Here is a 22,602-nt window from a genome sequence, read left to right on the forward strand (position 1 = left end):
TGTGGCAGCAGAGACAGCGCAGGAGACGACGCCCAAGCCGCCCGCGGCGGCCTACCGCAACCTCATCGTGGCGACCGTGGGCTTCGCGCTCACGTTCTGGGCATGGAACCTCATCGCCCCGCTCGGCAGTGCCTTCGGCGAGTCCCTGGGACTCAGCTCGTTCGAGCAGTCCTTCCTGGTCGCCGTGCCGGTGATCGTCGGTTCGCTGGGCCGGATCCCGGTCGGCGCCCTGACCGACAAGTTCGGCGCCAAGCTGATGTTCCCGCTGGTGACCGCCGCGACGATCGTCCCTGTGCTCCTGGTGACGGTGGCCAGGGACTCGTACCTCGCGATGATCATCGTCGGTTTTCTGCTGGGCCTCGGCGGCACCACGTTCGCCATCGGTGTCCCGCTGGTGAACTCCTGGTTCCCGCCCGCCAAGCGCGGCGCGGCGGTCGGCATCTTCGGCATGGGCATGGGCGGTGTGGCGCTGTCCGGGTACTTCACCCCGCGCATCGCCAAGCACGGCGAGAACCTGCCGTTCTACATCGTCGCGATCGCGCTCGCCGCGTTCGTGGTGGTCGGCTGGTTCCTCATCAGCGACCACCCCGGCCGCACCATCCCGACGACCTCGCTCGGCGAGCGCCTCGGCCAGGCCGGGAAGCTCCGGGTGACCTGGGAACTGTCGGCGCTCTACGCGATCGGCTTCGGCGGCATCGTCGCGTACGGCACGTATCTGCCCACGTACTTGAAGACCTGGTACGAACTCGACCCCGTCGACGCGGGCACCAAGGCCGCCGGGTTCGCCCTCGTCACCGTGATCTTCCGGCCGATCGGCGGCTGGCTCTCCGACCGGATCCACCCGGCGGTCGTCACCGCCACGGCGCTCGCCGTCGTCGCGATCTTCGCCATCGTGCAGGCCTTCAATCCGCACCTGGCGCCCGGCGGCACGATCGACCTGCTCGTCATGGCCGCGGGCCTCGGCACCGCGAGCGGCAGCGTCTTCGCCCTCGTCGCACAGGTCACCCCACCGTCCCAGGTCGGCTCGGTCACCGGCATCGTCGGCGCCATCGGCGGCCTGGGCGGCTTCGTCCCGCCACTGGTCATGGGCGCGATCTACACCGCGCAGAACTCCTACTCCATCGGCTTCATGCTGCTGTCCGACCTGGCGCTCGCGGGCTGTGTGTACGCGTTCGGGCGCATGCGCAGCATCAAGGTCCACTGACTCGGAGGCGGGGCGCGGCGGGCGGGTAGTAGGTTCGCCGGATGCCTCTGTACCCGCCTGTCGAACCGTACGACCACGGCCTGCTCGACGTAGGTGACGGAAACCGGATCCACTGGGAGACCTGCGGCAACCCGCACGGCAAGCCCGCCGTCGTGCTGCACGGCGGTCCCGGCTCCGGGGCCACGCCCTTCACCCGGCGCCTGTTCGACCCGGAGCGCTACCGGATCGTGCTGCTCGATCAGCGGGGCGCGGGCCGCTCCACGCCGCCGGCGAGCGCGTACGACACCGACATGAGCGTCAATACGCTGCCGAAGCTGATGGCCGACCTGGAGCTGCTGCGCGCTCATCTCGGCATCGAACGCTGGCTGGTGTGGGGCGTGTCCTTCGGGTCCGTCCTGGCCCTGCGGTACGCGCAGACGCACCGGGACGCCGTCTCCGAACTGGTCCTGACAGGCCTGGCGACCGGCAGCCAGGAAGAAGTCGACTTGTTGACGAGGGGCCTCGGGAGGGTGTTCCCGGAGGCGTTCGCGGCGTTCCTCGACGGGCTGCCGGAGGGGGAGCGGGACGGCGATCTCGCGGCCGCGTACAACCGGCTCCTGGAATCCCCGGACCCGGCCGTACGCGAGAGGGCCGCGCTGGCCTGGACCGACTGGGAGACGGCGGTCGCCTCGCAGCCGCCGCGCTCCGTGCCCCGCTACCAGGACCCGGACTTCCGCTACGGCTTCGCGCGCACCGTCACGCACTACTGGTCGCAGAGCCACTTCCTGGACGGGCCCGACACGGTGCTGCGCGACCTGCCGCTGCTCAAGGGGCTGCCGGCGGTGGTGGTGCAGGGGCAGGTCGACCTCGGCAATCTGCTCGGCATCCCGTGGCGGCTCGCGCGGGCCTGGCCGGACGCGGAGCTGATCGTCGTGGACGAGGCGGGGCACAACGCGGGGGCGCCGGGCATCGCCGATGAACTGGTCGCCGCGCTGGACAGGTTCGGCGGCTGTGGGGTCGGGGTCAGCGCCCGCGGCGTCGCCTGACCCGCTCGCCCTGCGCCTCGATGAACTGCAACTCCAGGGCGGCCGGGGCGGGCGCGAGACCGGGCCCTCCGGCCTCCGCCCACGCCAGGACCTCGTCGGTCACGTCGTCCCCCATCGACCAGCCGATCCACGCGGCCTTCCCGCCGCGGGCGCGACCCTGGGCGGAGGGCTGGAGCACGACGACGTTCGCCTGGTCGCACGGCCCGAGACAGTCGACGACCCGCACGGCGAACCGCCCCTGCGAGGCCCGCGCCGCCGCCTGCCAGCGCTCCAGCTGCCAGTCGTGGTCGTAGCCGGGGTACTTGCGGGCGTCGCCGCAACAGCAGCCCCGGCACACGACGAGGGTGCAGGGGCGGGTGCGGGCAGCGCCGATGAGGGTGGGCACGGGGGTGGGACTCCTGTGGTTACGGATGGACGGTCACGCGATGGGGTCGTCGCCATCGTCTCTGTCGTCTCCGCCGTCTCCGCCGTCTCCGCCGTCTCCGAAGAGATGACGGACGGTGGAGCGGTGGTTGGTGCGGACGTGGGTGAGGGCCGTCGCCCGCGCGCGGTCGGCGTCGCCCTCGGCCATCGCCTCGTACAACTCCCGGTGTTCGGCCAGCTGTTGGGCCCACTCCTCGCCGCGCCGGGTGAGCCAGCGCAGCCGCCCGCTGACGGGCTGCATCACCGACACGATGAGTTCGTTGCGCGCCATCTCCAACAGCCGGTCGTGGAAACGGGTGTTGACGTCGGTGTTGGTCTCGGCGTCGCCCTCGCGCGTCGCGCGCGTGGCGCGCTCGAGCAGCCCCTCCAGCTCCGCCAGGTCGTCCTTGGTGGCCCGCTCGGCCGCGAGCCCGGCGGCGTAGACCTCCAAGGCCTCGCGCAGCTCGTACAGTTCGGTGACATCGGTGCGGGTCAGGGTGCGCACGACGGCCCTGCGGGGCGTCTCGTACGCCACGAAGCCCTCGGCGAGCAGCGCCCGGATCGCCTCGCGGACGGGAACCCGGGACACCCCGAACCGCTCGGCGAGCTCCCGCTCGACGAGCCGGTCGCCGGGTCGCCGGCGCCCGCCGATGATGTCCTCGCGCAGGGCGGCGAGTACGCGCTCGCGCACCGCGCCCAGGGGCTCCACCGATCCTGCCGTCGTCATGGGTCCATCTTCGTCGATGTCCGGGAGGTGCAGGGGGAGCGGGGTGGGTTTACGGAGATGTAACCGCACGGACATTGCCGGGTGGGGTCGGCGGCGGGACGATCGCGCGGTATTGGTATACCAAACCTTCTTGCCGGAGGATCGCCATGTCCGTGGCCGAGCCAGTGCACTCTCAGTCCGTCGCCCCCGTGCCGCCGGATCCGCGCCTGACGAACGCGGATCTCGCGCCGGCGGCCGAGCGCAAGTGGAAGGTCTACGACCTCTTCGCCCTGTGGATGTCCGACGTCCACAACCTCGGCAACTACACGTTCGCCGCAGGCCTGTTGGTGCTCGGCCTCAACGCCTGGCAGGTCTTCACCTCGCTGCTCGTCGGCTTCGTCCTGATCTACATCGGCTGCAACGCGATGGGCCGCATCGGCCAGCGCCACGGCGTCCCGTTCCCGGTCGTCAGCCGGATCAGCTTCGGCGTCTGGGGAGCGAACATCCCGGCGCTCGTCCGGGCCGTGATCGCCATCATGTGGTACGGAATCCAGACGTATCTGGCGTCGGTCGCGGTGAACGTGATGGTGCTGGCGGCGTTCCCGGGGACGAAGTCGTGGACGGAGCACTCGTTCCTGGGCCTGCACGCGCTGGGCTGGGCGTCCTTCCTCCTCCTCTGGCTGGTGCAGTCCCTGATCATCACGCGCGGCATGGAGTCGGTCCGCAAGTTCCAGGACTTCTGCGGCCCCGCGATCTGGGTGGTGATGCTCGCCCTCGCGATCTGGATCTGGGCGAAGGCGGGCTGGACGATCTCGCTGACGTCGACGCCGCACCCGGTCTCCACGGGCGAACAGTTCCGCCAGTGGTTCGGCGCGATCGGCCTGATCCTCGCCACGTACGGCACGCTGATGCTCAACTTCTGCGACTTCTCCCGCTTCGCACCGGACTACAAGACGGTCCGCCGCGGCAACTTCTGGGGCCTGCCGATCAACTCAACCGCCTTCGTGGTGCTGTCCGTTGTGGTCACTGCGGGCAGCGTCGAGGTCTTCGGCGAGGCGATCACCGACCCGGCGCTGCTGGTGGCGAAGATCGGCAACACCTGGGTCCTGGTCTTCGGCGCCCTGACCTTCGCGATCGCCACGATGGGCGTGAACATCGTCGCCAACTTCGTCTCCCCGGCCTACGACCTGGCGAACGTCTGGCCGCAGAAGATCACGTTCAAGGTGGGCGGGGCGATCTCGACGGTCCTGGCCCTGCTGGTCACGCCGTGGAACCTGTACTCGAACCCGGACGTCGTGAACTACTTCCTGGGCGGGCTCGGGGCATTCCTGGGCCCGCTGTTCGGCATCCTGATGCTCGACTACTTCTGGGTGAAGCGCGGCCGGGTCGACACGGAGGCGCTCTTCGACGCGCGGCCGGGCTCGCGCTACTACTACCGGCACGGCGTGAACCCGAAGGCGGTCGCGGCATTCGTCCCGTCGGCGGCGCTGGCGGTGGTGTTGGCGTTGGTCCCGTACTTCGACTCGGTGGCCGCGTATTCGTGGTTCATCGGGACGGCGGTGGGGGCGGGGGTTTATGGGGTGGTGTGTTGGGGGGAGCGGGAACGGTCCTCACGCGGTCAGCAGCGGTTCGAGGAACCGGCTGGGCGTCCCGTGCCAGAAGATCGCCATTGAGTCACGGGACCGCGTCGCGGCGACGAACAGCAACGAGCGCGCGCAGCAGCTCGCGCTTGTAGCGCAGTGCGTCGGTGCGCTGAAGCCGGAGCACGGCCTGCCGTGGCACGAGTCCCTCGCTCACACCAGCGATGATCATGCGCTGGTACTCAAGGCCCTTGAACCGGAACATCGTGCCGATGTGGACGCCCTCGCTGCCACGTGGCCCGTCGGGGCCGATCTCGACACCACGCACGCCGGCATGGGCCGGCGTCACCGCGATCTGCTGGGCCATCTCGTTGGTCGGCACGCAGATGGCGATCTGCTCTCGTGGGATGTCGCCCCAGGCGGCGATCAGCTCGGCGATGGCGTCCCGTTCCGACTCCCCGTCATGGCGGTCCCAGGGCTCCTACAGACGGAGGAGTATGCGGAGGCGGTCTTCCGTATGCGTCGGCCCCTGCTGGACGAGGACACCGTGGCCCGTGATCCGGCGCCTCATCGGCGGAGAGCGAGTCATGCGGGGGCAGTTGGAGCAGTTGCTCTTGTGCGGGCAGCGTCGCGATGTAGAGATCCAGGTGATGCCGTTCCGTCGCGACGAACATGCGGCGCTGGGTGGTCCGTTCACTTTGATCGAGACAACGGACGGGCGCAGGATCGCCTACGTAGAGGTGCACAAGGAGAGCCGCCTCTTCACGGAGCGGAGTTCGGTCCGTGAGTTCGAGGAACAGTATGGAATCCTCAGGGCGCAGGCCCTCACGCCGAGTGAGTCGCATGGCGCCGTTGGCTTCGCCGTCAGGTCAGTCGCCGGCCCATGCGGGCGGACGCGCGCTCCGTGTCCTTCGTGTGCCACCAGTCGAACAGGTTGGTGCGCACCAGAAGCTCAAGGGTGTGCACCGAACTCTCGGTGAGGTCTCCGCTCACCATGCTCGCGTCGGGTCCGCCGTAGGCGAGCGAGACCCGCCAGCGCTCCTCGGACACCTGGACATCCATCTCGATGTTCAGTGTCGGACGGATTGAGGGAACGCGTACCGCGAGGACTTCGATGGGAACGCCAGGGCCTTGCCGCTGAACTCCCGAGATCCGCTGGATGAGTTGCTCTTGAACCTGCTCCGCTGTGGCCATTTCAGTCTCAACAATTCACTGCTGCGAAAGTGGTGTATTCGACGGTGGCGGTGATGATGCCTTGCGGGCTGACCCTCGAGCCAGGCCCTCCGTAAGGGCCTTGATTGTAAACTACCTTGAAGAGGTGCCGCATCTCATGATGACCTTGGACGGCCCGCGGTAGAACGTGTAGACCACTTTGCGGTAGCTCTGTCGCTTGCACGGATTTGACGCGGCGGCTGACGATGCGGGCGCGACGTGCGTGGTGGGGGTGGTGGTCTCGGCGGCCGCCGGGACGGTGGCCATTAATGTCGCGCTGAGTGCTGTGGCGAACAGGGCGGCTGACGTGCGGCTGATTATTTTCACTCGCATGGATACCTCGATCTTGCAGTCCCGAATTCCCCTGAAGTGGAGACATTCGCAAGGCGGTGGATTCCGCGAGGTGGATCCTATGGCGAGTGGGTGTCAGGGATTGGGTGAGTCATCCATGAGAAGGGTAACTCCCCGTGAATGGAACCGAGTTGGTGTGGAATTCATCCTCCTGTTAAGGGTCCCCTCAGGTTGAATTCTTAACGTTAGGGATCGGAGTTATGGCGGCCCGGTCTCGGCTCGGTGGGGCGGCTGACGATCACGTCGGGGCGGTACGGGATCTGCCTCAGGCGGCTGCGGGCGCGGTCCTAGAACTCGTCGAAGCCGGCGAGCGGGAAGTTGAAGGTGCTCCCCGTGCTGATGGGTGGTGGTCGGTCGTCGCTTCCCGTGCCCGCACCACGCGAGCCCCCAACATGGAACTCGTGCCGACCGGCAGCCGGGAGGTCCTGATCGGCCTGTGGGCCACCGCCCTCCCTGCTGGGCCTCGCGCACGTCCCGCACTGGTTCGCCTGGCGCCGTCGGCACCGACCGGGCCATCCAGGCCAACCGCAACTGGAGCAACATCACCGCGCGCGCGGTGGTATGAGCGCAAGTCGACGATCAGGCACTCACAGCCGCGGTGCGCTCGCAAGATCGCGCACATCCCGCCCGTCGAACGGCGGTTGGTACTCGCCGAACTTGCCGCCGAATGTCCGGGCATGACGGAGGAGGAACTCCTCAAGCAGGCCTGCGAGTTCTTCGGCTGGAAACGGCTCGGGCCCGACATCCGTGGGGAGCTCACTTTCGACATCAGGGAGCTCTTCCGGCAGGGGTACCTGACAGGAACGGCGGAGCGAATCCTCGCCGGAGCGAACTGACGTGGGGCTTCCCACTCCGCCGCCAGTCGGGCGCAGTGAGGCGGTCGATCCGGGGCGGCCGCCGCGCGCGTACCGTGACCGCATGACCGTCGAACCCGCTTCCGTCACCGACGACGTCTTCCTCGACCGCCTCGCCGACCGGCTCCACGCCCTGCCCGGTGTGCACGCCGTCACCCTCGGAGGGTCCCGGGCCCAAGGCACGCACACCGACGCGAGTGACTGGGACACCGCCGTGTACTACCGGGGAAGCGAGGGGGTCTTCGAGCCCCGGTATCTGCGGGACGGCGGGTGGGACGGGGAAGTGTCCGAGATCGGGGGCTGGGGCGGGGGTGTCTTCAATGGTGGGGCCTGGCTGTGTGTCGACGGGCGGCGTGTCGACGTGCATTACCGGGATCTCGACGTCGTCGAGCACGAGTTGGCCGAGGCCGAGGCAGGGCGGCTCCGGGTCGAGCCGTTGATGTTTCATCTCGCCGGGATTCCGAGCTACCTCGTCGTCGCCGAGCTCGCCGTCAATCGCGTGCTGCGCGGTGAGACGCCCAGGCCCGACGGGTATCCGGCCGCCTTGCGCAAGGCGGCCTCCGAGGAGTGGTGGGGGCGGGCCTCGATCACCCTGGAGTACGCGAAGGGGAACAACGCGCCGCTCGGCGGGCGCACCGAGGTCGTGGGGGCGGTCGCCGTCGCGGCCATGCAGGCCGCCCATGCCGTGCTCGCCGCGCGCGGGGAGTGGGTGACCAACGAGAAGCGGCTGCTGGAGCGGGCCGGGCTGCGGGGGATCGACCGAGTGGTGGCCGACCCCGCGCTTCCGCTTACTGAACTCATCGACCAGGCGCGGGAGTTGATGGTGCGGGCCGTCGACGGAGTTCGCGTTCAGTAGCCGGGCGGTCCCAGGGGGTATGTGTGGTGGTCCCGCCAGCCCGTTCCCGCGCCCTCCGTCACGATCAGCTTCACCGACTCCACGCGCGCGTGCAGCGGCAGCGCCCCCGTGAACTCCGTCTCCGGGATGTCGTCCGTACCCGCGCCGCTCGCCAGCGTGAGGTGCGGGTCCAGGCCCTCGTCGCCGAAGATCCCGCGGTACGGGACCGCCTCCGGCCAGCGGTGCCGTATCGACTTCGTCAGGGCGCGGAGGACGTCGTCCGGTGTCGGCCGGAGGTAGCGGACGCCCGGCCAGCGGTGCACCTCGGAGAAGGTGAGCGCGATCTGCGGTGTCGCCGCGAACAGGGCGCGCAGGCCGTCGTCCGCCTCCGGCGTGATCCGGTCCAGCGGGAGGAACGGGTACAGGAGCGTGATGTGCGCCCGCGACGGCGTGCGGACCAGCGCGTCCGCCTCCGGGACGTGGATCGTCAGGGCCGTGTCGCCGGGGAGGTCCGGCCAGCCGCCGTGGTCCTGAGCAGTACGTCGCGTGGGCACGGTCAAGTGTCACATTGCGGAAACCTGGGCGTTTCCTCCCCTCCAACAACTCCGCTTACGCTTGGGGAACCAGTTCAGGCTGGCCAACGTCGTCCGGCACCGCCCCCGTGCTCGTACGACAGGAGTCTGCTCAGCCCCATGCGCCGCCTGCAATCGCTTCCGCCCTGGCTCAGCCACGCCCTGCGCGCCCAGCGTGCGCCCGTGCCGTGGCCCGCCGTCGTGCGCGGGGCCCTGGCCGGTGGGCCGCTGCTGCTCGTCGCCGTCGCCGCCGGGCATCCGTCCAGCGGGGTGCTGCTCGCGCTCGGGGCCATGCTCGCCGGGGTCAACGACCGGCCGGGGCCGCGGCTCGCCGCCGTCTCGCGGCTCGGCGGGCCCGCGCTCGCCGGGGCGCTGGGGATGACCGTCGGCAGTCTCGTCGGGGGAACGGTCCCGGCCGGGGTCCTGATCGCCGGGATCTTCGCCGTGCTCGGGCTCGTGGGCGGTGCGTTCAGCGCCGTCGGGCCCGTCGCGTCCTCCGCCGGGACCCAGTTCCTCGTCACCGTCGCCATAGGTGCCGGGATGCCGCTGCCGGAGCCCGGCTGGCAGCGGGCGCTGCTGTTCGCCGGGGGCGCCGCGTGGCTGATCCTGCTGCGGGTGCTGCTGCCCTCTCCCGTACGCACGAAGGGGCTCGGATACCTGTACGACGGTGAGCGCGCCGCCGTCGCCTCCGTGTACGAAGCCGTGGCCCGGCTGCTCGACGCCGTCGGCGGACCCGAGGCCCAGGCGCGCCGCGTCGCGCTGACCGCCGCGCTCGACCAGGCGCAGGACGCCCTGCTGCCCGGCCGCTCGCGGGCCACCCTGCGGCTGCGCCGCCAGTACTCCGCCGCCCTCCCGCTCGCCGAGGCCGCCACCGCGCTCGCCTGGGCCGAGCGGCCGGTGCCCGCGCGGGCCGCGGAGGGGCCGCGCCGGCTCGCCGCCGCCATACGGAACGGGGAGGCGCCCGGCGCGCTGCCCGCTCCCGCCCGCGCCGACGCGGGGCTGCGAGCCCTGGACGAGGCGCTGCTGCGGGCCGCCGAGGCGTTCGACGGGGCCGGCGTCCACCTGCCGTCGGGCCGGCGGCGCGCGTCCGTGGGCGGGGTGCTGCGGAGGGTGGCCGGGCCCGCCGGGCGCGAGTACGGCGTCCGGGTCGGACTCTCCTTCGGCGCCAGCGCCGCCGTCGCCCAGGCCCTGCACCCGCTGCACTGGTACTGGCTGCCCGCCACCGCCGTCTTCCTCGTGAAGCCGGACCTCGGGCCGCTCGCCTCGCGCGCGCTGTGCCGGGCCGCCGGGACCATCGCGGGCGCGGTCCTCTTCGCGGGGCTCGCCGCCGTGCTGCCCCAGCCCCTCGGGCTCGTCGCGCTCGTCGCCGCCTGCGGGGCGCTGATCCCCGTCGCCACCCGGCACTTCGCCGCGCAGACCGCCGTCGTCACCGTCCTCGTACTGTCCCTGGTGATGGTGGGCGGCGAGCCGCAGGCGTCCTGGAGCAGGATCACCGAGACGCTGCTCGCCTGCGCCATCGTGCTGGTCGCCGGGCACCTGCCGCTGCCGGGCGGGCACCGCGGGGGCGGGGTGCGGGTGCGGCTCGCCGTCGCGCACGACGCCGCCCACGCCTACGTACGGCATGTGCTGAGCGAGTCCGCACCGGGCGCCGAGGGGATCGACCGGCACGGGCGGTGGGCGCTGCGGCGCGAGGCGTACCGGACGCTCGCGCAGGCCCGGGCCGCCGTGGACCTCGCCGCAGCCGAACTGCCGGTGCTCGCGCGGCACTCGGACGGCTCGCGGCAGGTGACCGTCGTACTGGAGCGGCTCGTCGACGCGACGACCGCGTGCGCCGTACAGGTCGACGACACCGGGCGGGTGCCCGAGCAGCACGCGCGGAAGATCGACGTGCTGCTCGCGGAACTCGCCGCGTAGCCGCAGACCCTACGGACGCAGGTCCATCCAGACGGGCGCGTGGTCGGAGCCCGGCGCGTCCCGCCGCTCCTGCGGATCCGCGCCCACCGACGGCAGCGGTACGAGCGCGGCGTCCTCCTCGTGCGGCACCCCGGTCCCGGCGCGCACGACGTGGCCGAGCAGTTCGTGCGAGACGAAGATGTGGTCGATCAGCTCGCGGTGGCCCGCGTACACCCGCGAGTACCGCTGCTCCTCGGGGATCAGCGGCGCCACGTTCCACAGCCGCTTCGCGTCGCCCCTGTCGGCGTGGTCGAAGCCGGGCGTGCCGATCTCGGAGCCGGGCGGCCCCTGGAGGATCTGGGTGGTCGCGGCGGACATCTCGTCGTTGAAGTCGCCCAGGACGGCGACGCGTTCACGGCGGCCGTCCTCCCTGATGAGGGTGTCCGCGAGGGCGCGTACGGTCGCCGCCTCCGCCGCGCGCCGTTCCAGCGCGTACGCCGCGTAGCGCGCCCGCTCGCCCTCGTCGCGCGGCACGAACCTGCCGCCCGGGTAGCCGAGCAGCTTCGACTTGAGGTGGCAGACGGCGGCCGTGAGCCAGGTCGCCCGCGTCGAGAAGTGCACGGCGAGCACGCCGCGGCCCGCCCGCTCAGCCATCCTGCCGCCGTCGTCGACCTGCACGGGGCGCACGGCCTCCGGGAACGCGGCCGTGTCCGCGACCACGTTCACGCCGACGTCGGCGAGGAAGCCGACCCGGATCCCGCGCTCGTCGGGGTACTGCGACAGCGTCGCGGTGTAGCGGCCGTCGAGCAGCTGCGCCAGATCGTCCAGCGCCGCCGGGTCGCCGACCTCCTGCACGCCGAGCAGGGTGGGGCTCAGCCGGTTCAAGGTGGCGGCGAGCGAGGCGAGTTTCGCCTCGTACGTGGCCTTGTCGCGCGGGCCGTACGGGCCGCCGGGGCGGTAGAGGTTCTCCAGGTTCCAGGTTCCGACGAGCATGGTGTGCTCCGTCCTCCGGCCGGCCCGGACGGGCCGGGGCGGCCAGCGTCCCAGCGGCCGCGCAGGGACGACAGGACTCCTCCACGACTTCCTTCAGAAAAACTTTCGCGGCAGCGATGAGTTCCGCACAGCCCTCCGGTCACACCTCACGAGAGACACGACCGGAGGAGGAACCATGGGGCTGCCGAAGGTGGTCACGCGCGAGGAGTGGCGCGCCGCGCGCGAGGAACTGCTCGCCCTGGAGAAGGCGGCGACCCGCGCGCGGGACGCGCTGAACACACGGCGGCGCGAGCTGCCCATGGTCGAGATCGACAAGTCGTACGTCTTCGAGGGCCCGGACGGGAAGTCGGAACTGCTCGACCTGTTCGAGGGACGTCCCCAACTGGTCGTCTACCACTTCATGTTCGCGCCCGACTGGGACGCGGGCTGCCGCAGCTGCTCCGGATTCCTCGACCAGATCGGGCACTTGGCGCATCTGCGCGCGCGTGGCACGGAGTTCGCGGCGGTGTCCCGCGCGCCGTTCACCCGGATCCTGCCGTTCAAGGCGCGGATGGGGTGGACGGTTCCCTGGTACTCGTCCCATCTCGGCGATTTCAACGAGGACTTCGGCGCCACGGTCGTGGGCGAGGACGGCAGCATCCAGGAGCAGCCCGCGATCAGTTGCTTCCTGCGCGAGGGGGAGCGGGTGTTCCACACGTACTCGACGTTCGCCCGCGGCATGGACCACATCGGGTTCACCACGAACCTCCTGGACCTCACCGCTCTCGGCCGCCAGGAGGAGTGGGAGAAACCGGAGGGGCGCGCGTCGGCTCTCGGGGCGCCCGCAGGCAGTGCGCGGGTGCGCTATCACGACGAGTACGTCGACTGAGACCCGCCCAAATCTCCGTGCGTACGACCTGACCTGGTATCAACTCGGTGTCATTCTCGTCACGTTGCGAGCCGGAACCGCCCCTGTCAACGTTCTCCCTCATGAAGCGCCCGGACGCACCGGGCGCCGCACACCGGCACGATCACGGGGGCAGGGACGAGCGATGATCAACGGACGAGTGGTGTTGCAACGTTTCCCGGCGGGCGGGCCCCGCGGGTCCTGGCCCGCGGAGGAGTACGCGAACCGGCGCCGTCAGGAGGGCCAGGCGGCCGAGGTGGTCATGGACCTGGCGACGGACGCGTTCCTGGTCGTCGTGCGGGCGCCGGTGGCCGAACCCGTGGCCTGACGCCCTGCCGGCGAGCGCGGTTCAGGAAGCGCCGACCGACCGCGACCACACCGGCGTGGTCCCCGTGACCCGGCACAGCGCGAGATACAGCGGAATCGGCGGCGTGTACGGCACCGAACCCTCCGGGCAGTGCACCAGGTCGGGCGTCCGCGGGGCGTCGAGCACCAGGGCGCCCGCCGTGTAGCACGCGGGCGCGGGCCACTCCAGGGACACATCGGAGTCCGAGGGCACGAGCCACCACCAGTGCGCCCCGTCCGCGTACACACAGCCCATCCGCGGCAGGCGCTTCGCCATCGCCCGGCCGAACTCCTCGGGCACCGCGACGGCGTCGCAGCCGAGCGGCGCGGTCATGCCCGCAGGCACGCTGAGCCGCACGGGGGGCGTGCAGCCGGGGCGCGCGGCGTCCGTGTGGTCGGGGCGCCGGGGGCGACGCCTCCGGGCCAGCCCGGCCAGCGAGTTCAAGTGCATCGTCCGCTTGCCCGTTGTCACCACGCCCATCCGATCCTGTTTCGCACGTTCGTCGTTCCTCCGCCCGCCGTCCGGCAGGGGCGGGCGTTCACCAGGCCCATCCGGCGCCGTCCGATGCGCCGGGGATGGGGCCCGCCGACCGCGGGGCCCGTTCGTCACGGGGCAGTTCGGCCCAGACGAGCAGGCCGGGCCCGGTCTCCTGGGCGCCCCACGCCGTGGCGACCGCGGCCACGAGGAGGAGCCCCCTGCCGTGCTCCTCCTCGGGCGCGACGCGGCCCGCGCGGGCGTCACCGGGGATGCAGCCCTCGTCCCTGACCGCTATGCGCAGCCGGTCACCGGCGTCGTCGCGCAGTTCGCGCAGTTCGCAGTGGATGCGCCGGCTCGCGGTGTGCACGATCGCGTTCGTGACCAGTTCGGACACGACGAGGGCCGCCGCGTCACAGGTGTCCTCGCACGCGCCCCACGCACTGAGGTGGGTACGCGTCACGCGCCGGGCCTGAGCGGCGGAGCCCGGGTGGGGAGCCAGTTCGAAACTGCTGCGACGGGTCGCCGACGGGTGGGCCCCTGTCGGGGTACCCGAACGGTCACCGAGCGTAGTTTCGCCGGCTTCTGTTCCTAAAGGCGCAGACGGAGTCACGCTTGCCACTATCTCCCCGCCATGAACACTTGGCAAGAGCCACTCTGAAAAGTGCAGAGTGGCGTATGCCGTGTGGAGTGGGCATGGCACACTGCTCGCAGCAGCGCGCCACGCGGCCCTCATCGGGGGTGAATCGCAGGGAAACGGCCGGTGAGGGACCTCTTTCGGGCCTTCTCCCGCGATAAAAAGTGGCGGGATTCAGACATCGGGACTACTGGGAGGTAGGGGGCGTGAGCGAACCTCGGTCCGCGCCGACGGTCGGCCAGGTCGTTCTCGGCCGCCGCCTGCAGGACCTTCGCGAGGGCGCCGGGCTCAAGCGCGAGGAGGCCGCGAAGGTACTCCGCGTGACCGCCGCGACGATCCGCCGCATGGAAACCGCCGAGGTCTCGCTGCGGATCCCGTACGTCCAACTGCTCCTGAAGGCCTACGGCGTCGGCGACGACGAGGCCGCCTCCTTCGTGCGACTCGCGGAGGAGGCGAACAAGCCGGGCTGGTGGCAGCGCTACCACGACATCCTGCCCGGCTGGTTCTCCATGTACGTGAGCCTGGAGGGCGCGGCCCGGCTCATCAGGTCGTACGACCCGCACTTCGTGCCGGGCCTGTTGCAGACCGAGGACTACGCGCGCGGGGTGTTCGAGTCCGGTGCCATAGGCCGCGCGCTCGCCGAGGACCCGGATGTCGTCGAGCGGCACGTCGCCCTGCGCCTGCAGCGCCAGGCCCTGCTCACCCGCGAGGACGCGCCCCGCCTGTGGGTCGTGATGGACGAGACCGCCCTGCGCCGCCCGGTCGGCGACGTGGACGTGATGCGCGCCCAGATCGACCGACTGCTCGAGGCGATGGAGCAGCCCAACATCACGCTTCAGGTCGCGGAGTTCGCCGCGGGCCCGCACCCGGGCACGTACGGACCCTTCGTCCTGTTCCGATTTGCCATGTCAGAACTGCCGGACATGGTCTACAGCGAGTACCTGACAGGGGCCGTCTACCTCGACGCGCGCCCCGAGGTGGCCACCCACCTGGAAGTCATGGACCGCATGGCGGCGCATGCCGCGACGGCGCAACGCACAAAGGAGATCCTCCGCGATCTCCGCAAGGAGCTGTGAATGGACTCGATCAAGGACCGAATACGAGGCGTCGACGGCGAGCCGATCTACAACGGCATGCCCGCGCGCGAACTCGGCAGCGAAGGCTGGCACAAGCCGTGGAGCGGCGGCAACGGAGGCAACTGCCTCGAAGCCATGAAGCTGGCCGACGGGCGCGTCGCCGTACGCCAGTCGTCGGACCCGGACGGGCCCGCGCTGATCTACACCATCGGTGAGATCACCGCGTTCATCGAGGGGGCCAAGGCGGGGGCCGCGGACTTTCTGCTGTCGTGACGCGCCACGGGCCGGCCGCTTCGGCGGACGGTCCGCTCAGACGGTCATCGGGCGGTCGTGCGCCCCGATCGGCTCCGGCAGCCCGGTCCGTCCCGTGAGCCAGCGGTCGACAGCGGCGGCCGCCGCCCTTCCCTCGGCGATCGCCCACACCACGAGCGAAGCGCCCCGCCCCGCGTCACCCGCGACGAACACGCCCGGCACGCCCGTCGCGAAGGCGGCGTCCCGCGCGAGCCGGCCCCGCTCGTCGAGGTCGAGGCCCAACTGGTCGATGAGACCGCCTGCTTGACGCTCGGGCCCGTGGAAGCCGAGCGCGAGCAGCACCAGATCGGCGGGCAGCGTCCGCCCTGTCCCCGGCAGCGGCCTGCGCGCCGCGTCCACCTCCACGAGGTGCAGGGCGCGCACATGCCCCGCCGCGTCCCCCGTGAAGCGCAGCGTGGAGGCGGCGAAGAGCCGGGCGTCCGCGTCGGCCGCGGGCGCCGTGCGCAGCTCGTCGGCCTCTTCGTGCGCGGCGGAGAGCCGGTACAGCTTCGGGTACGTCGGCCAGGGCTCGGCGTCCTCGTCGCGCGCCTCGCCGGGCCTGTCGTAGATGTCCAACTGCGTGACGGACGCGGCTCGTTCGCGCACCGCCGTGCCCAGGCAGTCGGCGCCGGTGTCGCCGCCGCCGACGATGACGACGTGTTTGCCGGTGGCGCTGAGCGGTGACGCTTGTGCCGTGTTCTCCCCTGTCTCGTAGGCGCGGTTGGCCCATGGCAGGTACTCCATCGCCTGCTCGACGCCTGTCAACTCGCGCCCAGGGACATCGAGTTCGCGCCATTTCGTGGCTCCGGTGGCGATCACCACGGCGTCGTGGCGGGCCCGCAGGTCGGCGGCTCGGACGTCCCGGCCGACCTCCACCGACGTACGGAACCGGACGCCCTCCTTGGTCAACTGGTCGAGGCGGCGGTCCAGTTGGCGCTTCTCCATCTTGAACGCGGGGATCCCGTAGCGCAGCAGCCCGCCCGGCCGGTCGTCCCGCTCGTACACGGCGACCGTGTGTCCGGCCCGCGTCAGCTGCTGCGCGGCCGCGAGCCCGGCGGGGCCCGAGCCGACGACGGCGACGGTCAGGCCGCTGTGCCGCTCTGGCGGCTGCGCCGACACGAAGCCCTCGTCCCAGGCCCGGTCGGCGATGGCGACCTCCACGTTCTTGATGGTCACGGCCGGTTGGTTGATGGCGAGGACGCAGCCGGCCTCGCAGGGGGCCGGGCAGAGGCGGCCGGTGAACTCCGGGAAGTTGTTCGTGGCGTGCAGCCGCTCGCTCGCGGCCTGCCAGTCGCCCCGCGAGACCAGGTCGTTCCACTCGGGGATGAGGTTCCCCAGCGGGCACGCCTCGTGGCAGAACGGGATCCCGCAGTCCATGCAACGGTCGGCCTGCGCTTCGACGATGGGCAGCAGGCCGCCGGGGGCGTACACCTCGTCCCAGTCGCGGACCCGCTCCCCGACGGGGCGGCGCGGCGCCTCCTGCCGGGACGTGGTGAGGAAGCCCTTGGGGTCGGCCATGGCCGTCTCCCTACGCCGTGGCTCTTGCCTCCTGGCTGTGGCTCTTTTCGTCACGATACGTCGGGCGGGCGCGGGGCGCCCGGGCTCACGTCAGGGCGAGCACGAACATGATCGAGGCGGCGGCGCCCGTCGCGGCCCGTACGTGGTTCCACCGCACCCATTCGACGAGGTACGCCCGCCACTGGGCGGCACTGCTCTCGGTCGCCTCGTCGCCGGAGAGCCCGGCCAGCGCCGCGTTGCGCGGCACGTTCGCCAGGACCGTCACGCCGAAGGAGCCCGCCAGATACAGCGCGCAGCCGAGCAGCAGCTCGATGGTGCCCGGGTCGGGCCAGAGCACGAACGTCACGACCGCGATCACCGCGCACAGCACCGCCGCGCCGAGGAAGACGACCATGAACGGCGGCGTGAGGGCGGCGACGTTGATGGCGTTCATCGCGGCGATCCCCTGCGTACTGGGTAGCGCGCCCAGCCCGCGCATCACGAACGTCGAGAACGCGATGAACACCCCTGAGCTGACCCCGCACCAGACCGCCCCCAGCACGACCAGCGCGAAATACGGACCTTCGATCATGCGTCCCCCCATCAAGAGGGATCATGCCGCAGTTTGTCGGTTGTGGACAGTGATTTCACGATTACATTGAGCGAACGGTGCCGCTTGTGTCGGTTCTGTGGAGTACGGCGGGCGCGGTGGTGGGGGCGGGTGTGGTGGATGGGGCGGGAGGCGTCCCCCGCCACCCGTCCAGGACCGCTGCCACGGTCTCGGCCACCCGCGACCGCGCCTCCCACCGGGGCACGCCCTCCATCAGCAACCGGTCGTAGGGCGTGTCCACATGGCGCACGGCGGCCCGCACCGCCGCCGCGACCGCGCCCTCCGAAAGCGCCCGTCCCGCCGCGCTCCGGCCCACCCGTCCGCTCCCGCGCGCCCCGGCATGCGCGGCGATCGCCGCCGCCCGGTCCTCCGGACAGCCGGGAAACAGCCGCCGGATCCGCGCCGCGAACTCCGCCACGAACACCGCGTCCTGCGCCGCCCGCCGCGCCGCGTCCCGCACCCTCCGCCGGGCCCGCGCCTCCGCGTCCGCCAGGCAGCGCGCCTCGGCCCGCGCGAGCGCCGGCTCCTCGACGAGCACGCCCTGCCGCTCGTACCGCCCGCGCCGTCGGTGGAAGCGCACGACGACGGCAGAAAGCGCGCTCTCCTCGCGCGCCCTGCGAGTCAGCGCCGTGTCCCCGCGCGGCAGGAACACGAGATGCCCCAGGTCGGCGCAGTCCAGGCAGCGGGGCTGCCCGTCCTCCAGGGTCAGGAGCCCGAGCGGCCCCCGATGGCAGGCGCCGCACCGCTTGCGCTTGACGGGCTGGAAGACGAGGGGGCTGCGTGCGGCCCCGGTCGGTGGTGGGACGGCTCTGGTCATACGAGCGTGATGCCCGCCCGCGCGTGCCCTGCATCATGGAGTGCGTGCGACTCGAAGCGATCACCTGGGAACGGCTCGGCGACGCCCTCGCCGAGCGGCTGCTCGACCTGAAGCCGGCCGACGGCGGCCCGTGGCTGAAGGTCGCCCTCGACGGAGCGCCGGCCGCCCGCCCGGGCGAGCTCGCGGCGCTCGTCTCCGAGGCCCTGCGCATCCGCGGTCGGTCTTCGCTCACGGTCGGCACCGAGGGCTTTCTGCGCCCGGCCTCGCTCCGGTTCGAGTACGGGCACCGGGACGTCGAGGCGTACTACAGCGGCTGGTTCGACACGGGCGCCCTGTGGCGCGAGGTGTTCGGACCGCTCGAACCGGACGGCACGGGCCGCGTCCTGCCCGACCTGTGGGACCCGGTCACGGACCGCGCGACACGCAGCGACTACGTCCAACTCCCTCTCGGTGGCGTGCTGTTGATGCACGGCCCCTTGTTGCTGCACCACTGGTTCCCCTTCGATCTGACCGTTCACGTGAGCCTGTCGCCGGGCGCGCTGCGGCGACGCACCCCCGAGTCCGAGCAGTGGACGCTCCCGGCCTTCGAGCGCTACGACTCCGAGACCGGGCCCGCCGCGAGCGCCGACGTGGTCATCCGCGCGGACGACCCGCGCCACCCGGCGTGGTCCGGGTGAACGCGCCACCCCGCGCGGCTCCGCGGCTCACAGCCAGCCGTTGCGCTTGAACCCCCGGTACACGACGAAACAGATCACCGCTATCACGGACATCATCAGCGGATAGCCGAACCGCCAGTGCACCTCCGGCATGTTCTCGAAGTTCATGCCGTAGACGCCGCAGCCCATCGTCGGCACGGCCACGATGGCGGCCCACGCCGTGATCTTGCGCATGTCCTCGTTCTGCGCGACCGTCACCTGTGCCAGATGGGCCTGGAGGATCGAGTTGAGCAGTTCGTCGAAGGCCGCTATCTGCTCCGCCGCCCGCAGCAAGTGGTCCGACACGTCGCGGAAGTACGCCTGTATCTCGGGCGGCACGGCGGGGAAGGGGCGTCCCGAAAGCTCCTGTATCGGGCGGGACAGCGGCACCACGGCCCGCTTCAACTCCAGCAGTTCACGCTTGAGTTGATAGATCCGGCCGGGGTCGGCCTTCGCGCCGTTCTCCGCGAAGACGTCCGCCTCCACCTCGTCGATGTCGGCCTGGACCTCGTCGATCACCGTCAGGTAGTCGTCGACGACGCTGTCCGCGATCGCGTGCAGTACCGCCGCAGGGCCCTTGGCCAACTGCTCCGTGTCCGCTTCGATCCGCTCGCGCACGGGGCCGAGCGAGCCGTGCCGGCCGTGCCGCACCGTGATCACGAAGTCCTGGCCGAGGAACACCATGATCTCGCCGGTGTCCACCACCTCGCTGGTCGCGGTGAGCTCCGCGTGGTCGACGTAGCAGACCGTCTTCAGGACCGCGAAGAGCGTCTGTCCGTACCGCTCCACCTTGGGTCGCTGGTGCGCGTGCACCGCGTCCTCGACGGCCAGGGGGTGCAGGTCGAACAGCTCGGCGATGTCCGCGAACTCCAGCTCCGACGGCTCGTGCAGCCCCAGCCAGACGAACCCGTCCGCCGACTTGCGCACCGCGCGCACCGCTTCGACGAGATCGCTGTCGCCCGACTCGCGCACGCCATCCCGATAGGTCACGCAGTTCACCACCGCGGAGCCCAGCGGGGAGCGCGCCGGATGGCTCAGGTCGACCTTGGGCGCGCGCCGCGCGAGCCGTGCGACCTTGCGCAGGCTGCCGACCCTGCGCAGGCCGCCGACTTTCCGCAGATTGCCCGCCATCGACATGCTCGGCCCCTCCCGTGTCCGGCCCGAAGGCGACGTGGTGGTTCAGTCTGCCAGCGGCCACCGACAGCGCGTCTACCCCTGGGGGAACGGAGGACTCCGCTCCGCTGGGCAATGTCCCGTATCCAACGATTGGGCTGGGATGATCGGTTCATGATGCGATCAGGCGAGCACGCGTACCTCCTCGACAACCAGCAGCCCGAGGCGGGGCGGCGCTTCGACGCCTTCTCGGTCCTCTTCGACCCGACGACGTTCCGGCACATCGAGCGTCTCGGCATCGGTTCCGGCTGGCGCTGCTGGGAGGTCGGGGCCGGTGGCACGTCGGTGGTCTCGTGGCTCGCGCGGAAGGTCGGGCCGACCGGCCGGGTCCTGGCCACCGACATCGACACGTCCTGGCAGACCGCCACGCCGCGCACGCCCGTCGAGGTGCGGCGCCACGACGTCGGCGTCGACGAGCCGCCCGCGGAGAGCTTCGACCTGGTGCACGCACGGCTCGTCCTGGTCCATGTCCCGGACCGGGAGCGGGCGTTGGCGTCGATGATCCGGGCGCTGCGCCCCGGCGGCCGGCTGCTCATCGAGGACGCCGACCCCGCGCTTCAGCCCCTGCTCTGCCCGGACGAGGCGGGCCCCGCGCAGCAGCTGGCCAACCGCCTGCGGCACGGCTTCCGCTCCCTGCTCGCGGAGCGCGGCGCCGACCTGTCGTACGGCCGCAAACTGCCCGGGCTGCTGCGTGCGGTGGGCCTGAGGCAGGTCGAGGCGGACGCGTACTTCCCGCTGGCGTCACCGGCCTGCACGGCGCTGGAGACGGCGACGGTCGGGCAGATCCGCGCGCAGCTCGTGACGGCGGGCCTGGCGACGGACGACGAGATCGACCAGCACCTGGCGAATGTGGCCGAGGGCTCCATGGACCTGGCGACGGCGCCGCTGATCTCGGCGTGGGGCAGGAAGTAGCCCTTCACCTCCGGCGGGCGGACGCGTGTCGCGCCCCGAGGCACCATGAACCGGACAGTGGCCGGAAGGTGACGGAAGGCGGGCCCCACGCGCGCGTGGAGCCCGCCTCCTCCGGCTTTCTTCGGCTGCCTCCTGCCGACACGGAGGGCCGACCCGGGCCGGATTCGGGCCCGCCTCAGACCGGTCGGACGCCGCTCAGGACGCCGTGCGGGTCGAGGACGTACTTACGGCTCGCGCCCTGGTCGAACTCCGCGTAGCCGCGCGGCGCGTCCTCGATGCCGATCACGGTCGCGTTGACGGCCTTCGCGATGTGCACGCGCTCGTGCAGGATCGCCATCATCAGGCCCCGGTGGTACTGCATCACCGGGCACTGCCCCGTCGTGAGCTGGTGGCTCTTCGCCCAGCCGAGGCCGAGCCGCACCTTCAGCGTTCCGGTGCGCGCGTCCTGGTCGACGCCGCCCGGGTCGTCGGTGACGTACAGGCCGGGGATGCCGAGCGCGCCCCCGGCCGCCGTGAGCCCCATCAGGGAGTTGAGGACGGTTGCCGGTGCCTCGGGCGCGTCCGGGCCGTGCGCGCGGGCCTCGAAGCCGACCGCGTCCACGGCCGCGTCCACCTCGGGGACGCCGAGGATCTCGGCGACCTGCTCCTCCACCGTGCCGCGCGTCAGATCGACCGTCTCGCAGCCGAAACTCCTTGCCTGGGCGAGCCGTTCGGCGTTCATGTCCCCGACGATCACGACGGCCGCGCCAAGCAGCTGCGCCGATGCCGCCGCCGCGAGCCCGATGGGCCCGGCTCCGGCCACGTACACCGTCGAACCGACCTTGGTGCCGGCTGTCACCGCGCCGTGGAAGCCGGTCGGGAAGATGTCGGAGAGCATGGTCAGGTCGAGGAGCTTCGCGCGTGCCTGGTCGGCGTCGGGGAAGCGCAGCGCGTTGAAGTCCGCGTAGGGGATCATCGCGTACTCGGCCTGGCCGCCGACCCAGCCGCCCATGTCGACATAGCCGTAAGCCGCCCCGGGTCGTGCCGGGTTGACGTTCAGGCAGATGCCGGTCTTGCGCTCCTTGCAGTTGCGGCAGCGCCCGCAGGCGATGTTGAACGGCACGGAGATGATGTCCCCAACGTTCAGGAACTCGACGTCCGGGCCCTTCTCGACGATCTCACCGGTGATCTCGTGGCCCAGGACGAGGCCTTCGGGCGCCGTGGTGCGACCGCGCACCATGTGCTGGTCGCTGCCGCAGATGTTGGTGGCGAGCACCTTGAGGATCACACCGTGCCGACAGGTCCTGCCCACGTTCTTCGGGGCCACGCCGGGCCCGTCCTTCAGCTCGAGCGTCGGGTACTCGATGGTCCTGACCTCCACCGCTCCCGGCTTGATATATGCGACTGCCCTGTTTCCGCTCATGCCTGATCGCCGTCCCTTCGGCTCAGTGAACTCGTTTGCGGCTCGTCTACGGCGGATGCTCCGGCTGTGCGCACGGCGGAGTCTGCTACCGAATCGGCGTTCTGAGGAGCCTTCCGGACGGAGTTGTTGAAGCCTCGACGAGCCGTCCAGTCGGCGGGA

General features: G+C 71.2%; 24 protein-coding genes and 2 pseudogenes. 13 read left to right on the forward strand and 13 right to left on the reverse strand.

Annotated elements, in window-relative coordinates:
• Nucleotide 1 precedes the first annotated feature (1 nt).
• On the forward strand, nucleotides 2-1,204 hold the full coding sequence (locus ACP4E5_RS33135) for a nitrate/nitrite transporter (RefSeq protein WP_425835182.1): 1,203 nt from the start codon (nucleotides 2-4) through the stop codon (nucleotides 1,202-1,204).
• A 41-nt stretch (nucleotides 1,205-1,245) separates the two neighbouring features.
• Entirely contained in the window at nucleotides 1,246-2,229 is a 984-nt protein-coding gene (gene pip / locus ACP4E5_RS33140; protein ID WP_425835184.1) for a prolyl aminopeptidase, read from the forward strand.
• On the opposite strand, the gene ACP4E5_RS33145 is transcribed toward pip, so the two are convergent.
• Both ACP4E5_RS33145 and ACP4E5_RS33150 read right to left on the reverse strand, forming a co-directional pair.
• Nucleotides 2,207-2,614, reverse strand: coding sequence for a (2Fe-2S) ferredoxin domain-containing protein (locus ACP4E5_RS33145; protein WP_425835186.1), 408 nt, complete (start codon nucleotides 2,612-2,614; stop codon nucleotides 2,207-2,209). The genes pip and ACP4E5_RS33145 overlap by 23 nt on opposite strands.
• A gap of 33 nt (nucleotides 2,615-2,647) precedes the next feature.
• Nucleotides 2,648-3,358: a GntR family transcriptional regulator gene (locus tag ACP4E5_RS33150; RefSeq protein WP_425835188.1), complete on the reverse strand. Its 711-nt coding sequence runs from the start codon at nucleotides 3,356-3,358 to the stop codon at nucleotides 2,648-2,650.
• Nucleotides 3,359-3,504: 146 nt separating this feature from the next.
• Here ACP4E5_RS33150 and ACP4E5_RS33155 point away from each other — a divergent pair, with 146 nt between their 5' ends.
• The gene (locus ACP4E5_RS33155; protein WP_425835190.1) at nucleotides 3,505-5,010 is read left to right on the forward strand and encodes an NCS1 family nucleobase:cation symporter-1; all 1,506 of its coding nucleotides are present in this window, start codon (nucleotides 3,505-3,507) and stop codon (nucleotides 5,008-5,010) included.
• Here the strand turns inward: ACP4E5_RS33155 and ACP4E5_RS33160 are convergent.
• A pseudogene (locus ACP4E5_RS33160) lies at nucleotides 4,948-5,380 on the reverse strand (3'-5' exonuclease); the annotation flags it as partial. The gene ACP4E5_RS33155 and the pseudogene ACP4E5_RS33160 overlap by 63 nt on opposite strands.
• Nucleotides 5,381-5,434: 54 nt before the next feature.
• Between ACP4E5_RS33160 and ACP4E5_RS33165 the strand changes: the two are divergent.
• Nucleotides 5,435-5,705 (forward strand): annotated as a pseudogene (locus ACP4E5_RS33165) (Scr1 family TA system antitoxin-like transcriptional regulator); the annotation flags it as partial.
• A 76-nt stretch (nucleotides 5,706-5,781) separates the two neighbouring features.
• Here ACP4E5_RS33165 and ACP4E5_RS33170 read toward each other — a convergent pair.
• The gene (locus tag ACP4E5_RS33170; RefSeq protein WP_425842188.1) at nucleotides 5,782-5,979 is read right to left on the reverse strand and encodes a hypothetical protein; all 198 of its coding nucleotides are present in this window, start codon (nucleotides 5,977-5,979) and stop codon (nucleotides 5,782-5,784) included.
• Nucleotides 5,980-7,157: 1,178 nt separating this feature from the next.
• Here ACP4E5_RS33170 and ACP4E5_RS33175 point away from each other — a divergent pair.
• Nucleotides 7,158-7,316 carry a hypothetical protein gene (locus tag ACP4E5_RS33175; protein ID WP_425835192.1) on the forward strand — a complete coding sequence of 53 codons (159 nt, stop codon included), beginning with the start codon at nucleotides 7,158-7,160 and terminating at the stop codon, nucleotides 7,314-7,316.
• An 82-nt stretch (nucleotides 7,317-7,398) separates the two neighbouring features.
• The gene (locus ACP4E5_RS33180) at nucleotides 7,399-8,190 is read left to right on the forward strand and encodes a nucleotidyltransferase domain-containing protein (RefSeq protein ID WP_425835194.1); all 792 of its coding nucleotides are present in this window, start codon (nucleotides 7,399-7,401) and stop codon (nucleotides 8,188-8,190) included.
• Here ACP4E5_RS33180 and ACP4E5_RS33185 read toward each other — a convergent pair.
• Nucleotides 8,184-8,723, reverse strand: coding sequence for a 2'-5' RNA ligase family protein (locus ACP4E5_RS33185; protein ID WP_425835196.1), 540 nt, complete (start codon nucleotides 8,721-8,723; stop codon nucleotides 8,184-8,186). The two genes, ACP4E5_RS33180 and ACP4E5_RS33185, sit on opposite strands and share 7 nt — an antisense overlap.
• A 138-nt stretch (nucleotides 8,724-8,861) precedes the next feature.
• Here ACP4E5_RS33185 and ACP4E5_RS33190 point away from each other — a divergent pair, with 138 nt between their 5' ends.
• Nucleotides 8,862-10,655 (forward strand): FUSC family protein, encoded by a 1,794-nt coding sequence (locus ACP4E5_RS33190; RefSeq protein WP_425835198.1) that lies wholly within the window; start codon nucleotides 8,862-8,864, stop codon nucleotides 10,653-10,655.
• Nucleotides 10,656-10,664: 9 nt separating this feature from the next.
• Here the strand turns inward: ACP4E5_RS33190 and ACP4E5_RS33195 are convergent, their stop codons facing one another.
• Nucleotides 10,665-11,627, reverse strand: a complete 963-nt coding sequence (locus ACP4E5_RS33195) for an endonuclease/exonuclease/phosphatase family protein (protein WP_425835200.1) — start codon at nucleotides 11,625-11,627, stop codon at nucleotides 10,665-10,667.
• 175 nt (nucleotides 11,628-11,802) lie between these two features.
• Between ACP4E5_RS33195 and ACP4E5_RS33200 the strand changes: the two genes are divergently transcribed.
• Together ACP4E5_RS33200 and ACP4E5_RS33205 are read left to right on the forward strand one after the other, a co-directional pair.
• Nucleotides 11,803-12,495, forward strand: coding sequence for a DUF899 domain-containing protein (locus ACP4E5_RS33200; protein ID WP_425835202.1), 693 nt, complete (start codon nucleotides 11,803-11,805; stop codon nucleotides 12,493-12,495).
• 163 nt (nucleotides 12,496-12,658) lie between these two features.
• Nucleotides 12,659-12,841: a hypothetical protein gene (locus ACP4E5_RS33205; protein ID WP_425835204.1), complete on the forward strand. Its 183-nt coding sequence runs from the start codon at nucleotides 12,659-12,661 to the stop codon at nucleotides 12,839-12,841.
• 21 nt (nucleotides 12,842-12,862) lie between these two features.
• Here the strand turns inward: ACP4E5_RS33205 and ACP4E5_RS33210 are convergent, their stop codons facing one another.
• Nucleotides 12,863-13,339: a hypothetical protein gene (locus tag ACP4E5_RS33210; protein WP_425835206.1), complete on the reverse strand. Its 477-nt coding sequence runs from the start codon at nucleotides 13,337-13,339 to the stop codon at nucleotides 12,863-12,865.
• Nucleotides 13,340-13,397: 58 nt separating this feature from the next.
• Entirely contained in the window at nucleotides 13,398-13,796 is a 399-nt protein-coding gene (locus tag ACP4E5_RS33215) for an ATP-binding protein (protein ID WP_425835208.1), read from the reverse strand.
• Nucleotides 13,797-14,176: 380 nt separating this feature from the next.
• Here ACP4E5_RS33215 and ACP4E5_RS33220 point away from each other — a divergent pair, with 380 nt between their 5' ends.
• Entirely contained in the window at nucleotides 14,177-15,046 is an 870-nt protein-coding gene (locus ACP4E5_RS33220; protein WP_425835210.1) for a helix-turn-helix domain-containing protein, read from the forward strand.
• Entirely contained in the window at nucleotides 15,047-15,319 is a 273-nt protein-coding gene (locus tag ACP4E5_RS33225; RefSeq protein WP_385765527.1) for a DUF397 domain-containing protein, read from the forward strand.
• A gap of 36 nt (nucleotides 15,320-15,355) precedes the next feature.
• Here ACP4E5_RS33225 and ACP4E5_RS33230 read toward each other — a convergent pair whose 3' ends face one another.
• The 3 genes from ACP4E5_RS33230 to ACP4E5_RS33240 form a co-directional block, all read right to left on the reverse strand.
• The gene (locus ACP4E5_RS33230) at nucleotides 15,356-16,855 is read right to left on the reverse strand and encodes a glutamate synthase subunit beta (RefSeq protein ID WP_425835212.1); all 1,500 of its coding nucleotides are present in this window, start codon (nucleotides 16,853-16,855) and stop codon (nucleotides 15,356-15,358) included.
• Nucleotides 16,856-16,940: 85 nt separating this feature from the next.
• Nucleotides 16,941-17,426: an anthrone oxygenase family protein gene (locus ACP4E5_RS33235; protein ID WP_425835214.1), complete on the reverse strand. Its 486-nt coding sequence runs from the start codon at nucleotides 17,424-17,426 to the stop codon at nucleotides 16,941-16,943.
• Nucleotides 17,427-17,487: 61 nt separating this feature from the next.
• Nucleotides 17,488-18,261 carry a DUF2293 domain-containing protein gene (locus tag ACP4E5_RS33240; protein ID WP_425835216.1) on the reverse strand — a complete coding sequence of 258 codons (774 nt, stop codon included), beginning with the start codon at nucleotides 18,259-18,261 and terminating at the stop codon, nucleotides 17,488-17,490.
• 44 nt (nucleotides 18,262-18,305) lie between these two features.
• Between ACP4E5_RS33240 and ACP4E5_RS33245 the strand changes: the two genes are divergently transcribed.
• Entirely contained in the window at nucleotides 18,306-18,938 is a 633-nt protein-coding gene (locus tag ACP4E5_RS33245) for a nucleoside/nucleotide kinase family protein (RefSeq protein ID WP_425835218.1), read from the forward strand.
• A 27-nt stretch (nucleotides 18,939-18,965) separates the two neighbouring features.
• On the opposite strand, the gene ACP4E5_RS33250 is transcribed toward ACP4E5_RS33245, so the two are convergent.
• A complete protein-coding gene (locus tag ACP4E5_RS33250) occupies nucleotides 18,966-20,093 on the reverse strand; it encodes a magnesium and cobalt transport protein CorA (protein WP_425835220.1) in 1,128 nt (375 codons plus the stop codon).
• 150 nt (nucleotides 20,094-20,243) lie between these two features.
• Between ACP4E5_RS33250 and ACP4E5_RS33255 the strand changes: the two genes are divergently transcribed.
• Complete coding sequence (locus ACP4E5_RS33255) at nucleotides 20,244-21,041, forward strand: methyltransferase domain-containing protein (protein ID WP_425835221.1); 798 nt, start codon at nucleotides 20,244-20,246, stop codon at nucleotides 21,039-21,041.
• 175 nt (nucleotides 21,042-21,216) lie between these two features.
• Here ACP4E5_RS33255 and fdhA read toward each other — a convergent pair whose 3' ends face one another.
• Complete coding sequence (gene fdhA, locus ACP4E5_RS33260) at nucleotides 21,217-22,443, reverse strand: formaldehyde dehydrogenase, glutathione-independent (protein ID WP_425835222.1); 1,227 nt, start codon at nucleotides 22,441-22,443, stop codon at nucleotides 21,217-21,219.
• Between the last annotated feature and the right edge of the window lie 159 nt (nucleotides 22,444-22,602).

The sequence above is a fragment of the Streptomyces fractus genome, assembly GCF_049844455.1.
GTDB classification, from domain to species: Bacteria; Actinomycetota; Actinomycetes; order Streptomycetales; family Streptomycetaceae; genus Streptomyces; species Streptomyces fractus.

Coding starts and splice junctions, on each gene's coding strand:
- ACP4E5_RS33170 (WP_425842188.1), bottom strand. CDS start 5,979: ATGGATGTCCAGGTGTCCGAGGAGCGCTGGCGGGTCTCGCTCGCCTAC.
- ACP4E5_RS33225 (WP_385765527.1), top strand. CDS start 15,047: ATGGACTCGATCAAGGACCGAATACGAGGCGTCGACGGCGAGCCGATC.
- ACP4E5_RS33190 (WP_425835198.1), top strand. CDS start 8,862: ATGCGCCGCCTGCAATCGCTTCCGCCCTGGCTCAGCCACGCCCTGCGC.
- ACP4E5_RS33240 (WP_425835216.1), bottom strand. CDS start 18,261: ATGACCAGAGCCGTCCCACCACCGACCGGGGCCGCACGCAGCCCCCTC.
- ACP4E5_RS33230 (WP_425835212.1), bottom strand. CDS start 16,855: ATGGCCGACCCCAAGGGCTTCCTCACCACGTCCCGGCAGGAGGCGCCG.
- ACP4E5_RS33150 (WP_425835188.1), bottom strand. CDS start 3,358: ATGACGACGGCAGGATCGGTGGAGCCCCTGGGCGCGGTGCGCGAGCGC.
- fdhA (WP_425835222.1), bottom strand. CDS start 22,443: ATGAGCGGAAACAGGGCAGTCGCATATATCAAGCCGGGAGCGGTGGAG.
- ACP4E5_RS33200 (WP_425835202.1), top strand. CDS start 11,803: ATGGGGCTGCCGAAGGTGGTCACGCGCGAGGAGTGGCGCGCCGCGCGC.
- ACP4E5_RS33155 (WP_425835190.1), top strand. CDS start 3,505: ATGTCCGTGGCCGAGCCAGTGCACTCTCAGTCCGTCGCCCCCGTGCCG.
- ACP4E5_RS33180 (WP_425835194.1), top strand. CDS start 7,399: ATGACCGTCGAACCCGCTTCCGTCACCGACGACGTCTTCCTCGACCGC.
- ACP4E5_RS33235 (WP_425835214.1), bottom strand. CDS start 17,426: ATGATCGAAGGTCCGTATTTCGCGCTGGTCGTGCTGGGGGCGGTCTGG.
- ACP4E5_RS33195 (WP_425835200.1), bottom strand. CDS start 11,627: ATGCTCGTCGGAACCTGGAACCTGGAGAACCTCTACCGCCCCGGCGGC.
- ACP4E5_RS33210 (WP_425835206.1), bottom strand. CDS start 13,339: ATGGGCGTGGTGACAACGGGCAAGCGGACGATGCACTTGAACTCGCTG.
- ACP4E5_RS33250 (WP_425835220.1), bottom strand. CDS start 20,093: ATGTCGATGGCGGGCAATCTGCGGAAAGTCGGCGGCCTGCGCAGGGTC.
- pip (WP_425835184.1), top strand. CDS start 1,246: ATGCCTCTGTACCCGCCTGTCGAACCGTACGACCACGGCCTGCTCGAC.
- ACP4E5_RS33255 (WP_425835221.1), top strand. CDS start 20,244: ATGATGCGATCAGGCGAGCACGCGTACCTCCTCGACAACCAGCAGCCC.
- ACP4E5_RS33175 (WP_425835192.1), top strand. CDS start 7,158: ATGACGGAGGAGGAACTCCTCAAGCAGGCCTGCGAGTTCTTCGGCTGG.
- ACP4E5_RS33205 (WP_425835204.1), top strand. CDS start 12,659: ATGATCAACGGACGAGTGGTGTTGCAACGTTTCCCGGCGGGCGGGCCC.